We start from the raw sequence: 14,524 nt of genomic DNA on the forward strand, positions 1-14,524 counted from the left end.
CCCTTCTAAGCCTCTCTGGACCTCTATTAAAAGGTGTTTACTGCATTATTTATTCTCTGCATTCTCGCTGAAAATTTCTTCTTCAACTACGGGATCCTGTCCCGGAAGTACAAGGTTCAGCACAACTCCGACGATCGCTGCCAATGCCATTCCGGAGAGTGACAGTCTGTCAGTGATTTCAACAAACGCACCACCGACACCGATTACCAGGATGACAGAAGAGATAATCAGGTTCCGCTTTTTGCCCAAGTCGATGTTATTATCGATTAGCATGCGCAGGCCGCTTGATGCGATGATACCGAACAGAAGGATGGATACGCCTCCCATTACAGCTGTAGGAATCGACTCGATCAGTGCTGTGATTTTTCCGATGAAACCGAAAGCGATAGCGATCACCGCGGCACCTCCGATAACAAACACGCTGAATACTCTCGTGATGGCCAGGACTCCGATGTTCTCACCGTAAGTAGTGTTTGGAGGCCCTCCCAGGAAAGACGCGATGATGGTTGCTACCCCGTCTCCCATGATTGAACGGTGAAGCCCGGGCTGTTTCAAGAAGTTCTTTCCAGCGACTTTACTCAGGACCATCTGGTCTCCTGTGTGTTCTGCAAGAGTAACGATTGCCACCGGTACCATGATGGCGGCAACTTCCCATGAGAACGAAGGTGTGTAGTTTACAAAAGGTATGATAAAGTCAGGCACTTGAAACCAAGGTGCTGTTTTGACCCCGGACAGGTCTACAATCCCTGCAAAAAAAGCAATAGTGTATCCGCCGACAATGCCGGCAAGAATCGGAATCAGCCCAAGAAAACCACGGAAGAACATTGATCCGATCACGGTGATGGAAAGAGTAGCCAGTGCGACCATCAAGTGCGTGGTGCTATAAACCAGTTCAGTTGCTCCTGGATTTTCATACATAGCCATATTGACCGCCGTTCCTGCCAATCCAAGACCAATGACCATAATGACCGGACCGACGACGATCGGCGGCAGGATTTTTAGAAGCCACCTAATGCCAAGCTGTGAAATCAGCAGCGCAACCACTCCATACACCAATCCTGCCAAGAAACTCCCCATCATGGCTGCTTCAGGTCCTCCGACCGTCTGGGCCGAGATGATCGGCGCTATGAATGCGAATGATGAGCCCAGATAAGCAGGTATTCTGCCTCTGGTGATTAAAAGGTAAGCAAGCGTTCCAAGTCCACTGGATACAAGCGCGACTGCCGGACTGAGGTCCACAAGGTAGGGTACCAATACGGTCGCCCCGAACATTGCGAATAAATGCTGCAAGCTCAGTGTAAGCCACTGTCCTGCCTTAGGTACGTCTCTTACGTCTAATACTATATCGTTGTTATCTGCCATGTTGTTTCCTCCTCTATTCCCCATAAAAAAAACCTCTCTGCCAGAGTGTGCAAAGAGGTCTCTTCAATCATGTTCCACCTGTGGTGAAGCTGAATCGATTGAGATTCCTTTGCCAGCCTCTCTGGACTGTCTTTAAAAGGAAAGCTATCTAATTATCATGTATTGTTACCTGGTCTTCATCGTCCACTTCTGTGAGTTCCACGACAATCTTTTCCGAACTTGAAGTCGGTATGTTCTTTCCGACAAAGTCGGCACGGATTGGAAGCTCTCTGTGCCCTCTGTCTACGAGGACTGCCAACTGGATAGTGCTCGGTCTTCCCAGGTCCATCAATGCATCCAGTGCCGCTCTTACCGTCCGCCCTGTGAAAAGGACATCATCAATCAGAATCACTTTCTTATCCGTGACATCAACTGGAAGATCCGAACCTTTTACTTCTGGTTCATCATTTTGAGTTTTTACGGTCAAATCGTCACGGTATAATGTGATGTCTATTTCTCCTACCGGAATTTTGGCACCTTCTATTTCTTCTATGCGGTTTGCCAGTCTTTCCGCCAAGTGAATCCCCCGGGTCTTGATCCCAACCAGGACACAGTCTTCAATCCCTTTGTTTCGTTCAATAATCTCGTGAGCGATTCTTGTCAGCGCCCTTCTGATAGCAGGCTGATCAAGAACGACTGTTTTTTGAGCCACTGTCATCACCTCGTCCTTAATATTGCCAGGAAACGTTTCATTAACACTTCTCAACAAAAAATCCCTCCCACCGCTATGGTGAGAGGGCATACTTATCGTTAGAAATCATTACACTGCGCTCTTGTAGTGTAATTCATGAAAAGTTCCTTCTCAGCCTCACGGGACTGTATTAAAGGTTTCCTTATTCGGTTAAATCAATCATAAGACCTTAAAGGCCGATTGTCAACGGGTATTTTGCAATTTCTGCAGAGTTTGTCGAAAAACCTCCGGCGGCTCTGCTTCAAATTCAAGATATTCTCCAGTCCTTGGATGCTCGAACCCAAGAACAGCCGCATGCAAGGCTTGTCCATCAAGATCTAGTGTTTTCCTTGGACCATACTTGGGATCTCCTGCAAGAGGATAGCCGATATATTTCATATGAACACGGATTTGGTGAGTTCTTCCCGTCTCTAGTTTACATTCAACATAGGTAAATGCTCCGAACTTTTCCAGCACATTAAAATGAGTAACGGCATCTCTGCCTGAGTCAACAACAGCCATTCTCTGGCGGTCCTTAGGATCCCTTCCAATAGGAGCATCAATGGTTCCTTGCTCATGGGGTATCATACCATGAACAATTGCTTTGTATTTCCTGGTTACCGTCTTATTGACAAGCTGCTCCACGAGTTTTTCGTGAGCGAGGTCGTTCTTTGCAATCATCAAAAGCCCGGAAGTATCTTTGTCTATCCGGTGGACGATACCTGGTCTCAATACACCATTTATTCCTGAAAGGTCTTTACAGTGTGCCATCAGGCCATTCACCAAAGTTCCTGAAGGGTGTCCTGGTGCAGGGTGGACGACCATCCCTCTCGGTTTATTGACAACTATGACGTCACTATCTTCATATCGGATATCCAGATCAAGTTCCTCAGCAACCACATCCAGTTCCTCTGGTTCAGGAATTGAAATACTGATTTTATCATCAACGGCACATTTATAATTAGTCTTTGCTTCTGCTCCGTTCACTTTAACATTTCCTTCTTTAATCCATTGCTGAACCTGTGATCTTGACCACTCTTCTTCAAGCTGGGTCAGCATCTTATCCAATCTTAGGCTTTTTTCTTCTTCACGAACGATATGTTCCATTGTTTCCATATAATTTCTCCTTCTTTTCTCTTCGCTCTTCCAGCAGCATGGTTATGATCATCATCACTACACCGATAGTAAGAGCAGCATCAGCTATATTGAAGATTGGAAAATCATATTGAAAAATATATGTATTCAGAAAATCAACAACTTCTTTCCTAAATAGCCTGTCAATAAAATTACCAATCGCCCCGCCAAGCAGCAAAGCAAGGCTCAAGCTGAACAGTTTATTTCCTTTAGCTTGTTTCTCAAGATAGTAAACGATTCCAATGATGACTCCGATTGTGATTATATAAAAGAACCACATTTGGCCTTGCAGTATGCCCCAGGCCGCTCCCTGGTTCCTGTGGGAAGTGATGTAGAACAAGTTTTCAATGACTGTTATGCTCTGCCCTTCTGTCATGTTCCGCACGATCAGCCACTTTGAAAGCTGATCCAATGCCACTACAACCAAAGCAATCAGATAATAAAACATACGGGAAGCCTCCGTCTCCAATCAAATTGATTACTTTAGCATTTTAGCATAATAACGGGCAGAAAGACATACTTATTCAATTGGGCTTTTTTAAAACGGCTTTATAATAAGCAGATGATTTCCACTCCATTTCCCCAATTCTGAGGGGCGAGCTTGAATTGTTAAGTAAGAGCTTACGTTTAGAAACATAAAAAAACAGAGGTCTCGCATTCCAGATAGTTCACCTAATAATTATTCTGCAGTCTCTTCCTTCTTCCTTTCAATGCAGATTAGAAGTTAAACTGACTTTTTAAGGCCTCTTAAAAAAGTGACTTCTTTGAATATGGATTCCATTTTCGGTGATCAGTCCCGCTGCCAATCCAAAAATATGATATCAGTTCATTGCAAAATGCTGGGTCTGTGAACTGCCTTGCATAGTATTGTTCCAAAAGAAATTGTATTTCCCGTTTTTCTTCTTGAATGTAATGTTGAACTAAAACATTTTCCGAGCGGGCATTTTCGAGCTCTTGTAAAGAAACTTCCAATTCCTTAATCGTTTGCTGTAGTTGTTCTTCCATGTACATCCCTCCGTGTTTTTAGTATGGTACAAACGCGGAAAATGTTGATATGTAAGTATTAGTAATAGTGGAGAGTACTGCTTGTTTACTTTATAAAAAAACAGGCCTAATGGAATTATAAAAGGGTTTGGTGTAAAACAAATTTTATAGGAAGCAAATGCTTTGGAAAGGTAACTTAAACTTTTTTTATCTCAGAGATATTGGGGAAAACTTTTATCTAATCGCTAACTTTGATTTTTTCTTGTTTAATGTACATTTTCAGGTTATTCGTACCATTATTTTTTTTTGCTGCTCACTTAATGGTATGTTTTCCGGCTTATCGTACCACTATCTTTTTTCCACGCTCACCTAATGGTACGTTTCCCGGCTTATCGTACCCTTATCTTTTTTCCACGCTCACCTAATGGTGTGTTTTCAGGCTAATCGTACCATTATCTTTTTTCCACGCTCACCTAATGGTACGTTTCCCGGCTTATCGTACGATTATCTTTTTTCCACGCTCACTTAATGGCACGTTTTCCGGCTTATCGTACCACTATCTTTTCTCCACGCTCACTTAATGGCGCGTTTTCCGGCTTATCCTACCACTATCTTTTTTCCACGCTCACTTAATGGCACGTTTTCCAGCTTATCGTACCACTATCTTTTTTCCATGCTCACTTATTGGTACGATTTGCGCTAAAAGTACCCTTACCACCTAGACAGCCATCAAAGCCATCAACACAACCGGTGAAATAACTGTTCTTAAATCAGCAGAAGACCCCGCAAGATATACTCACAGGGTCTCCGAAGATTTTAAGAGTAATGTTTCTTCACAACATCTGTACAGCGCGGGCAGAGACCTGGGTGATCAGCGTCACGGCCGATTTCAGTTGAAACCGTCCAGCAGCGTTCACAAGTCTCACCTTCTGCCTTTTCAACAACAAGGGCATTGTTCTCAAGCTTCAATGCATTTTCCGGAGCCTCTTCCAGACTTCCGCCAATCTCAAATGCAGAAACAATGAACAGCTGCTTCAGGTCTTCTTTTACAGACTGAAGGAGATTCTTCGTTTCTTCATTAACGTAAAGAGTCACTTTAGCTGTTAATGATTTACCGATAATCTTTTCGTTTCTTGCTTCCTCAAGAGCTTTCAATACATTATCACGGAGATTTAGAAAGGCTTCCCATTTAGAAAGAAGTTCCTTGCTGTCAGGGATCTCCTTGTATTCAGGCATATCCGTCAGTTGAACACTTTCTTCCTGTTGTGAAGGCATGTGAGTCCAGACCTCGTCAGCTGTATGAGAAAGAATCGGAGACATCAATTTTGTCAAAGCAACAAGACTTTCATGAAGAACCGTTTGCATCGCACGTCTTTCATAATTATCCTCTGCCTCGATGTAAAGCACGTCTTTGGCAAAGTCCAGATAAAAAGAGCTCAAATCAAGCGTACAGAAGTTATTGACACTTGTGTAGATGCTTGAGAAGTCATAGCTTTCGTATGCTGAACGGACATTTTTGATCAATTCGTTCAGCTTTACAAGCATGAATTGGTCTACTTCCCTTAAGTTCTCATAGGATACGGCATCTTTTGCAGGATTAAAGTCTGCAAGGTTACCTAACAGGAATCGGTATGTGTTTCTGATTTTGCGGTACACTTCGGAAACCTGTTTCAAAATGGCATCAGAGAAACGCACATCAGCCTGGTAATCCACGGAAGCCACCCAGAGGCGGAGGATATCCGCACCGCTTTGCTTGATCACTTTGTCTGGAGTAACAATATTGCCAATGGATTTACTCATTTTGCGGCCTTCGCCGTCATTCACGAACCCGTGGCTTAATACTCCTTTATAAGGTGCTTTCCCTGTTACAGCCACTCCGGTTGTCAGAGAAGAGTTGAACCAGCCGCGATATTGGTCAGATCCTTCTAAATATAGATCAGCTGGACGCTGAAGGTCTTCTCTTTGATGAAGCACGGATTGATGAGAAGATCCGGAGTCGAACCAGACATCCATGATATCCTGTTCTTTAGAGAATTCCCCATTAGGGCTTCCTTCATGGGTAAACCCTTCAGGAAGAAGTTCCTTGGCGCTCTTTTCGAACCAGATATTCGACCCATGCTGGCGGAACAGCTCAGAAACATGTGCGATCGTTTCCTCAGTGATGATTTCTTCACCGTTTTCAGCATAGAAAACAGGAATTGGTACGCCCCACGCACGCTGCCTGGAAATACACCAGTCGCCTCTGTCACGGACCATGTTGAACAGTCTTGTTTCACCCCAAGCCGGGACCCACTTTGTATCCTTGACTGCTTGCAGCAGATCTTCCCTGAAAGCATCGATGGAAGCAAACCATTGCGGAGTCGCACGGAAAATGACAGGTTTTTTTGTACGCCAGTCATGCGGATAGGAATGCTTGATAAAATCAAGTTTCAGCAGCGCGCCTGCTTCTTGCAGTTTTTCAGTGATCGGTTTGTTTGCCGCATCATAGAACAAACCTTCGAATCCAGGAGCTTCTTCTGTCATTACACCTTTATCGTTGACAGGGCAAAGCACATCCAGACCATATTTTTTCCCTACAAGGTAATCATCTTCACCATGGCCAGGGGCCGTGTGTACGCATCCTGTACCTGAATCTGTTGTGACATGCTCACCAAGAATAACCAGGGATTCCCTGTCATAAAGTGGATGCTGGGCTTTCACTAATTCCAGTTCCGATCCTTTGACTGTTTTTACGACTTTCGGTTCGTTCCATTCCAGAACGGAAGTGACTTCTTCCAGCAAGTCTTCTGCCACGACATATTTACTGCCTTCAACATCCACAACAACATAAGCAAGATCAGCATGGACAGTGATAGCAAGGTTTGCAGGAATAGTCCAAGGAGTTGTAGTCCAGATGATGATCTGCGTTCCTTCTTCAAGGACTCCATTTCCTTCTTTTACTGAAAAACCTACATAGATGGACGGAGAACGTTTATCCTGATACTCGATTTCCGCTTCTGCCAAAGCCGATTCACTTGACGGGCTCCAATATACCGGCTTTAACCCTTTATAGATATAGCCTTTGTTCGCCATATCGCCGAACACTTTGATTTGCTCCGCTTCATATTCAGGCTTCATAGTGATATAAGGATTAACCCAATCACCGCGTACCCCCAGCTGTTTAAATTGGCTGCGCTGGCTGTCGATTTGGCCGTAAGCATACTCTTCACAAAGCTTACGGAACTCAGCGACTGTCATTTCTTTACGGTTAACACCTTTCTTCGTCAAAGCCTGCTCGATTGGCAGCCCGTGGGTATCCCAGCCGGGAACGTAAGGAGCATTGAAACCGCTCATGGATTTGTATCTGACGATGAAGTCTTTCAATACTTTGTTGAGCGCATGCCCCATATGAAGATCACCATTGGCATATGGAGGGCCGTCATGAAGGACAAATAATGGCTTTCCATCGTTTCGTTCCTGTACTTTTTTGTAAATGTTGGTCTCTTCCCATTTTTCTTGCATTTCAGGTTCCCGCTTAGGCAGGTTGCCGCGCATAGGGAATTCTGTTTTTGGCATTAATAAAGTGTCTTTATAATTCAATGTATTTCCTCCTGTCCGGAAGCAGTATCTGGATACTGGCCCTGGCTCTTTTATTACGTTCTGGACGCGCAACTTCTGACTGTAACAGGATTATCGGTTTGCCTTTCCTTGATACATAGTGAAAAAAATAAACCAATAAAAAAAGCCTTCTCATCCCTGGAAAGGGACGAGAAAGCTAACCCGCGGTACCACCCTAATAGGCAAATAAGTTTGCCCACTCTGACATTCGTAACGAGAATGACACGCCGGAAGCTAATTGCTGTTCGCGTTCAAATCCGGTGCTCGAGGGTGATATTCCGCTTCCTTTGCCTGTGCCAAGCTTCCACCATCCTTGACTCGCTGTATTAAGGCTGTAAGTTAAAGAAACGTACTGTCCCTTTCATTGCGCTGCAGTATAATTGTAAAATCCATTATATGAAATATAATCTTATTTCGTCAAGGAATCTTCTTCTTTTAATGTCTTTAAATCTGTAGCATCGATTTCAAATTCCATGATTTGGTCCCAGTCATCACTGCTCAGCAGATCCAGCTGCGCCTCGATGAGCATCTTGAAGCGGGTTCTGAAAACTTTCGACTGTTTTTTCAATTCCTCGATTTCCATGGCGATTTTTCTTGCCTTGGAAAGTGATTCATTGACGATTCTGTCAGCATTCTTCTCTGCTTCCTTTACAATCAGCTTTGCTTCTTTAGAAGCATTGCGGCGGACTTCTTCGCCTGCTTCCTGAGCGATGACGATTGACTTGTTCAATGTCTCTTCAATGTTAGTGAAGTGGCCCAGACGCTCATTCATCGATCCAAGAGTTTCTTCCAGCTCTTTTTTCTCGCGAAGGAGAATCTCGTAATCCTTAATGATCTGATCAAGAAACTCATTCACTTCATCTTCATCATAACCGCGGAAACCGCGACTGAATTCTTTGTTATGTATATCCAACGGCGTTAAAGGCATAATGCCACCTCCATCTCTAAGTAGTATTGCTTTTCCTATTATAACTGAATTTTCGACAGTTTGTGGGAATTTCCCTTTATTTTTCGAAAATTTATTTTAAGATGCCTGCAGCAATCCGAATTTTGTCCTTTTTTGTCTTGCCTTCTATCGAAAGCAGTTTGCTTCTTCCGAAACCTCTCATGGAAAAGACATCTCCTTCGCCAACTTCAAAAGCCGCCGCCTCTATTACTCTCCAGTTCACCTTTACGGCTCCACCTGTAATCAAGGTCTGGACTTTCTGCCTGGAAATGTTGTATAAAGCGGAAAGTATCACATCAAGGCGCAGGGAGCTTGCCGTCGTGATGACTTCCCGCCATTCTTCTGAAGAAGTAATCATATTCTCAAAAGGAACTTTCTGCAGGGCTATCTTACTTCTGCCAGCCTCATTGAAATTCATGTCTACATAATCTCCAATTTCAGAAGCAGTCATTAATTGTATTCTGTCTCCATCCATCAGGATATCCCCGAATTTTTCTCTCTTTAATCCTAAAGACATCAGAGAACCAAGGATCTGGCGGTGCTCCAAAGTTACAAATTTCTTGGGATACTCGATTTCATACAGAGTCACTGCGTAGTCGGAATCGGAAGGCTCATAATAGCCAGGATATAAAATCGCTCTCTTCCGTTCTACGGCAGCCAGTTCAGGATAGAAGCTAATTTTAATATCATTATTTGTTCCTATTACAGCTTTTAGAATATGCTGCTGTCTTGGGTCTAAAAAGTCCGTAACTTTAGGAGAATATGAATTCTCTACATATTCACGCCACCCAATAACGTTATCAATAAATTCTTTCTCGTCTTTTCTAAAGTGCTGATAAATGGATGTCACCTTTACACCTTCTTTTTATTATGGAAACAATAAGAATCACTTTTTAAGAACAAACCCGCACCGCCCAAAACGTCCAACCCTCAATGATCCTTCAGGCTCGCCGTACTATTCGAAAGGACCCTCTGTCGCTAATGTTAGACACGGAGCCACGGAGAAATTACATCGACAGTTCTTTTTTTAACGTTGTTTTCGCATAAATTTTTGTATGTTTTAAAGTATTGGATTTCCGCTCCAGCCGCCCGACTCCGCGGGGCGGGCGGTGAGCCTCCGGGGTCTCACCTGTCCCGCTAGTCCCGCAGAAGGTCGGACGCCTTCCGCTCCAATCCTCCTTCGGCAAAGGGAAGGAGGGAAAGATGGCATTCGAAAGTACAATCTTTTAGAAAAAAGCCTTTGTAAATTATAAACATTGAAAAAGGGAGTCTCTTAAGACCCCCTCCTAGTTAAATAAAAAATGACTAAAACCACATGGATAACTGCCATATTCCTGTTCTAGCCATTCCCAGTACTAGAAAAGCAACAATTGGAGAAATATCAATCATCCCAATTGAAGGGACAATTTTACGGAAAGGTTCAAGATAAGGCTCACAAATAGTGGCTAAAAATTTTCCAATACCAGTTTCCCGAGCATTCGGAAACCATGACATAAGTATATAAACAATTAAAGCATAAGAGTAGTATTCCACTAATTTGTAGAGTACTAAAAAAATAAATTCCATTCACACTACCACCTTGTATTATGGTTATCTTCTTCTTGGAGGAACTCAGAGATATTCCCTGCAACTTCGACATTGTCCGGAGTGCATAGGAAGATGTTGCTGCCAATCCTCTGGATATCGCCGCCGAGGGCATAAACGGTCCCGCTTAAAAAGTCGACAATACGCTTTGCCTGGTCATGCTGAATTCTTTGCAGATTCACAACAATTGCTCTTCTGTTCTTTAAATGATCCGCAATTTCCTGAGCTTCTGCATAGACTCTCGGCTCTACAATAATCATCTTTGATGACTTTTGTACACTTTGCAGACTGACAACATTTTGTTTCGATGATGAAGGCTGTTGCTGCTTCAAGGGCAGCGTCTCCTCATATTGATCTTCGTTATGACTCTGTTCCTGGTCATATTCTTCCTCGTCCAGCAGAAAAAAGTTCTTGAACTTAGACTTCATCCCCACTTGTCTGCCTCCTTTTAATCTTCTCCTACAAGGGCTGTGCCTACCCGTATAAAGGTGGCTCCCTCTTCAATAGCAATCATGAAATCATTCGACATCCCCATTGAAAGTTCCTGACATGGTGCGTGTGTCAGTTTCATTTCAGCAATCTCTGTCTGCAGGTTCTTCATTTTCCTGAAGTATCCCCTCAACTCCACTTCGTCGTCTATATTCGGCATCATGGTCATTAATCCGGCAACTTTAATGTTTTCATATTGACTTAAACCTTCGATAAAGGAAGCCACCTCTTGAGGGGGAAGTCCCTGCTTCGATTCTTCACCCGATATGTTGACCTGCACAAAACAGGATACAGGTTTTTCTGCACGTTTATCGATTTCTTTTGCCAAAGACTTACGGTCCAGCGAATGTATGTATGTGACCTTGTCTATAATATTTTTCACCTTGCGTGATTGGAGGCTGCCAATAAAGTGCCATACAGGCTTGTCCTTTAAGTGCTCCCATTTTGAGGCAAGACCCTCATCCCTATTTTCGCCAAGATGGTTAAGCCCGGCTTCCAAAGCTTCCTGAGCCCTCTTATTGGAGACATATTTAGTAACGGCAACGACTGTAATATCTTCCGGGGTTCTGCCGGAAGCATCGCAAGCTGTCTTTATTTTTTCATTGAGGAGTTCAAGTTTTTCTCTTACGTCCATAGAAGTCACTCCTTCCAGCCAATAAAACTCATAATTCTGCCGGTTTTTCCATTATCCCGCCTGTGGGAAAAGAATTCCTCTTGTTCACACACTGTACAAAGCTGTGAAATTGAAATATTTTCTGAGGGAACTCCGTTGTTTTGGAGGACAAGTTCATTAGCCTTTTTCAGATCCAATTCATATTGCCCCTCATATTTAAGATTATATGGCTTTTCATCACAATCTTCCAGCAGTTTTTCAACTTTGTCAATAACTCTGTCGTCCACCTGGTAGCATTTTCTGCAAATCGAAGGACCGATTGCCACTTGGATGTCAGCAGGGTCTGCCCCTGCTCGTTTAAACTCTTCAATCATTTTACCGGCTATATTCAGCACAGTTCCTTTCCACCCTGCATGGGCAGCCCCAATAAGTCTGCCCTCTGGGTAAAGGAAATAAATCGGCACACAGTCGGCGTAACACATTGTCAGCAGCAGATTGGGCACATTCGTAATCAGGCCGTCCGTATCCCTGATGCTGTCTGAATAATTGAGCGTGCCGCTTCCACCATGGTTTTCTGTTACCCACTGGATATTACTGCCGTGGGTTTGTTCCGAACAAACCCATGTGTGTAAAGGGAAGCCGATCCTCTCCGCTGTTTTCTGCCGGTTTTTGAGGACATCATCCTTATCATCAGAGACATGAAGGCCCATATTCAATGATTGATATGCACCCTTGCTGAATCCGCTTTGTTTGCTTGTAATTCCCGCTTTAAGCCCCGGCAGGAGACTTTCCCAATGAGGAAGGGAGAATAGTAGATCATCTGCTTTGATAAAACTATCTGTCATTGCAAAAGTCTCCTTCCTTTTTCTATAGTCTACCATAAAACCCTCTATACCGTCATAATTCATCCGTCAGCTTATTGTTTTTTGGGTTCCTCCAATTGAGCCTGAAGATAATGATTATCTTTATGGCGGACGAGGATAACATCTTCACCGATTTTGACAATGGAGGTCCAAGGGATTACCACATCCTCTTCCTTGCCAAAGAAACCGAGCAGCTTTCCATTTCTTCCTATAACGATGGCTTCAATTCTCCCTGTGTCCAGATTAATCTCTATATCGGCAATATTTCCCAGTTTACGGCCGTCTGAAATACTGACTACATCCTTCACTTGAAATTCTGATATCCTGACCATCTCTCTCCCTCTTTCCTAGAAGTCTTATAGTCAATATATGCAAAATAAAATGGGGTCATGCCCCGTCTTGCTTAAGGGGCATGACCCTTTACTGGATATTTTTATTCATTTGTTTGATTGCTGCTTTTTCAAGCCTGGAAACCTGAGCTTGAGAAATACCTATTTCTTCTGCCACTTCCATCTGGGTTTTCCCTTGGAAGAATCTCTTGCGGATGATCATTTTTTCCCTGTCATTGAGTCTTCTCATACCTTCTTGAAGGGCAATCTCTTCTATCCATGTATGATCTCTATTTCTTTCATCACTTAACTGGTCCATTACAAAGATAGGATCGCCGCCATCATTATAAATCGGCTCAAACAATGAAACAGGATCCTGGATTGCATCCATTGCAAAAACTATGTCCTCATGAGGGACATCAAGCACCTTGGCAATCTCTTCTGCAGTCGGTTCTTTAGATGTTTCGCCCATCAGCTTCTCCCGTACCTGCAGAGCTTTATAGGCAATATCCCTAAGTGACCTTGAGACCCTTATTGGATTATTGTCCCTCAGATAACGACGGATTTCGCCGATGATCATTGGCACGGCATATGTAGAAAATCGGACGTTTTGCCCCAAGTCGAAATTGTCAATCGACTTCATCAATCCGATACATCCTACTTGAAAAAGATCATCTACATATTCTCCGCGATTATTGAACCTTTGAATGACACTAAGGACAAGCCGAAGGTTCCCATTTACAAGCTTCTCTCTGGCTGATAAATCTCCAGCCTGCATTTCCCGAAAGAGTTTCCTCATCTCTTCATTCTTGAGAACAGGAAGTTTCGAGGTGTCCACACCACAGATTTCTACTTTATTTCGAGTCAAATTCTTTCCCTCCTTGCAGGAGCTGCTGTACAAAAATCAGTATCTCCGCAGCAGGAAAAAATATGCATATTAGAATCGTCCTCCAAGACTTGGAAATACCTCCAATCCAGACAGGACAAGTGTTGAAAGAGCTAAATTTTTTTTGGGAATACAACATTTCACTCTTTTGATCTTTAGGATAAATAAATAAAAAAGAGGGCAGTACCCTATGTAACAGGTCCAGGAGCTTTTCTACGAATGAGGAATGAAATCTCCATTAAAAAAAGCGATTCTAATAAGAATCGCTGCCAAGGTATGTTTATACCATTTTATTAAATTCCTTTTTCAACCTCTTAATGATTCGTTTTTCCAACCTGGAAATATACGATTGAGAAATCCCCAGCATATCTGCAACATCTTTTTGTGTTTTTTCTTCTCCACCCATCAACCCAAAACGGAGTTCCATGATCTGCTTTTCCCTGTCCGATAGTTCAGTAAGCGCATTAAACAGAAGCTTTCTGTCAACCGTAGCTTCCAAGTCCTTGGTAATGATATCTTCTTCCGTCCCCAAAACATCGGAGAGGAGAAGTTCATTTCCATCCCAGTCAATGTTCAATGGTTCATCAAAGGATACTTCAGAACGGATTTTATTATTTCTCCTGAGGTACATGAGGATTTCATTTTCAATGCATCTGGAAGCATAAGTGGCCAGTTTGATCTTTTTTTCGGGGTTAAAAGTATTCACCGCCTTAATCAGCCCTATTGTGCCTATGCTGATGAGGTCTTCAATATTAATCCCTGTATTTTCAAACTTCCTTGCAATGTACACAACCAGCCTTAGATTCCTCTCAATGAGAAGTGAACGTGCTGTCTTATCACCGTTAGGAAGCTTTTTCAGGAGAACCTCTTCTTCTTCTTTTGTCAGAGGAGGCGGCAAAGCTTCACTGCCGCCAATGTAGTAGATCTCATCTGTCTTCAGCCCCAATTTTATCAGAAGCTTATACCAGTAATATGTAAGTCTCAGCCGTAAATTTTTCAATGTAGTTCCCCCTTCTATTTTGGTGAAT

At 43.1% G+C, this 14,524-nt stretch carries 15 protein-coding genes and 1 other annotated feature; all 15 genes read right to left on the reverse strand.

The features are described 5' to 3' along the window. Positions 1–45: 45 nt before the first annotated feature. Positions 46–1,362, reverse strand: coding sequence for a solute carrier family 23 protein (locus tag FZC79_RS01905; protein ID WP_148945194.1), 1,317 nt, complete (start codon positions 1,360–1,362; stop codon positions 46–48). Between the two features lie 148 nt (positions 1,363–1,510). Next, positions 1,511–2,059: a bifunctional pyr operon transcriptional regulator/uracil phosphoribosyltransferase PyrR gene (gene pyrR, locus FZC79_RS01910; protein WP_148945460.1), complete on the reverse strand. Its 549-nt coding sequence runs from the start codon at positions 2,057–2,059 to the stop codon at positions 1,511–1,513. 216 nt (positions 2,060–2,275) lie between these two features. After that, the gene (locus tag FZC79_RS01915; protein WP_435873892.1) at positions 2,276–3,178 is read right to left on the reverse strand and encodes an RluA family pseudouridine synthase; all 903 of its coding nucleotides are present in this window, start codon (positions 3,176–3,178) and stop codon (positions 2,276–2,278) included. Next, entirely contained in the window at positions 3,159–3,653 is a 495-nt protein-coding gene (lspA, locus tag FZC79_RS01920; protein WP_148945196.1) for a signal peptidase II, read from the reverse strand. Before lspA ends, FZC79_RS01915 begins: the two co-directional genes overlap by 20 nt. A 299-nt stretch (positions 3,654–3,952) precedes the next feature. Beyond that, on the reverse strand, positions 3,953–4,210 hold the full coding sequence (locus tag FZC79_RS01925) for a hypothetical protein (protein WP_148945197.1): 258 nt from the start codon (positions 4,208–4,210) through the stop codon (positions 3,953–3,955). Positions 4,211–5,005: 795 nt separating this feature from the next. After that, positions 5,006–7,768 (reverse strand): isoleucine--tRNA ligase, encoded by a 2,763-nt coding sequence (gene ileS, locus FZC79_RS01930; protein ID WP_148945198.1) that lies wholly within the window; start codon positions 7,766–7,768, stop codon positions 5,006–5,008. Positions 7,769–7,927: 159 nt separating this feature from the next. After that, positions 7,928–8,160: a binding site (T-box leader), on the reverse strand. A 35-nt stretch (positions 8,161–8,195) separates the two neighbouring features. Beyond that, positions 8,196–8,714 carry a DivIVA domain-containing protein gene (locus FZC79_RS01935; protein ID WP_113929827.1) on the reverse strand — a complete coding sequence of 173 codons (519 nt, stop codon included), beginning with the start codon at positions 8,712–8,714 and terminating at the stop codon, positions 8,196–8,198. Positions 8,715–8,805: 91 nt separating this feature from the next. Continuing rightward, positions 8,806–9,582 carry an RNA-binding protein gene (locus FZC79_RS01940; protein ID WP_148945199.1) on the reverse strand — a complete coding sequence of 259 codons (777 nt, stop codon included), beginning with the start codon at positions 9,580–9,582 and terminating at the stop codon, positions 8,806–8,808. Between the two features lie 455 nt (positions 9,583–10,037). Next, positions 10,038–10,298 carry a YggT family protein gene (locus tag FZC79_RS01945; RefSeq protein WP_148945200.1) on the reverse strand — a complete coding sequence of 87 codons (261 nt, stop codon included), beginning with the start codon at positions 10,296–10,298 and terminating at the stop codon, positions 10,038–10,040. 5 nt (positions 10,299–10,303) lie between these two features. Beyond that, on the reverse strand, positions 10,304–10,750 hold the full coding sequence (locus FZC79_RS01950; protein ID WP_148945201.1) for a cell division protein SepF: 447 nt from the start codon (positions 10,748–10,750) through the stop codon (positions 10,304–10,306). Between the two features lie 14 nt (positions 10,751–10,764). After that, the gene (locus tag FZC79_RS01955; protein WP_148945202.1) at positions 10,765–11,439 is read right to left on the reverse strand and encodes a YggS family pyridoxal phosphate-dependent enzyme; all 675 of its coding nucleotides are present in this window, start codon (positions 11,437–11,439) and stop codon (positions 10,765–10,767) included. 5 nt (positions 11,440–11,444) lie between these two features. Beyond that, the gene (pgeF, locus tag FZC79_RS01960; RefSeq protein ID WP_148945203.1) at positions 11,445–12,263 is read right to left on the reverse strand and encodes a peptidoglycan editing factor PgeF; all 819 of its coding nucleotides are present in this window, start codon (positions 12,261–12,263) and stop codon (positions 11,445–11,447) included. 71 nt (positions 12,264–12,334) lie between these two features. Continuing rightward, positions 12,335–12,613, reverse strand: a complete 279-nt coding sequence (locus FZC79_RS01965; protein WP_113929821.1) for a YlmC/YmxH family sporulation protein — start codon at positions 12,611–12,613, stop codon at positions 12,335–12,337. A gap of 88 nt (positions 12,614–12,701) precedes the next feature. Further along, positions 12,702–13,478, reverse strand: a complete 777-nt coding sequence (sigG, locus tag FZC79_RS01970) for an RNA polymerase sporulation sigma factor SigG (RefSeq protein ID WP_148945204.1) — start codon at positions 13,476–13,478, stop codon at positions 12,702–12,704. Between the two features lie 298 nt (positions 13,479–13,776). Next, positions 13,777–14,496 carry an RNA polymerase sporulation sigma factor SigE gene (gene sigE / locus FZC79_RS01975; RefSeq protein ID WP_148940292.1) on the reverse strand — a complete coding sequence of 240 codons (720 nt, stop codon included), beginning with the start codon at positions 14,494–14,496 and terminating at the stop codon, positions 13,777–13,779. Positions 14,497–14,524: the final 28 nt, after the last annotated feature.

Origin of the sequence: Rossellomorea vietnamensis (assembly GCF_008180615.1) — a bacterium.
Classification (GTDB): Bacteria; Bacillota; Bacilli; order Bacillales; family Bacillaceae_B; genus Rossellomorea; species Rossellomorea vietnamensis_D.

Bases quoted from the DNA above. Each gene is read 5' to 3' on its own strand.
- FZC79_RS01905 (WP_148945194.1), bottom strand. From the start codon at position 1,362: ATGGCAGATAACAACGATATAGTATTAGACGTAAGAGACGTACCTAAG.
- pyrR (WP_148945460.1), bottom strand. From the start codon at position 2,059: ATGACAGTGGCTCAAAAAACAGTCGTTCTTGATCAGCCTGCTATCAGA.
- FZC79_RS01915 (WP_435873892.1), bottom strand. From the start codon at position 3,178: ATGGAACATATCGTTCGTGAAGAAGAAAAAAGCCTAAGATTGGATAAG.
- lspA (WP_148945196.1), bottom strand. From the start codon at position 3,653: ATGTTTTATTATCTGATTGCTTTGGTTGTAGTGGCATTGGATCAGCTT.
- FZC79_RS01925 (WP_148945197.1), bottom strand. From the start codon at position 4,210: ATGGAAGAACAACTACAGCAAACGATTAAGGAATTGGAAGTTTCTTTA.
- FZC79_RS01935 (WP_113929827.1), bottom strand. From the start codon at position 8,714: ATGCCTTTAACGCCGTTGGATATACATAACAAAGAATTCAGTCGCGGT.
- FZC79_RS01945 (WP_148945200.1), bottom strand. From the start codon at position 10,298: ATGGAATTTATTTTTTTAGTACTCTACAAATTAGTGGAATACTACTCT.
- FZC79_RS01955 (WP_148945202.1), bottom strand. From the start codon at position 11,439: ATGGACGTAAGAGAAAAACTTGAACTCCTCAATGAAAAAATAAAGACA.
- pgeF (WP_148945203.1), bottom strand. From the start codon at position 12,263: ATGACAGATAGTTTTATCAAAGCAGATGATCTACTATTCTCCCTTCCT.
- FZC79_RS01965 (WP_113929821.1), bottom strand. From the start codon at position 12,613: ATGGTCAGGATATCAGAATTTCAAGTGAAGGATGTAGTCAGTATTTCA.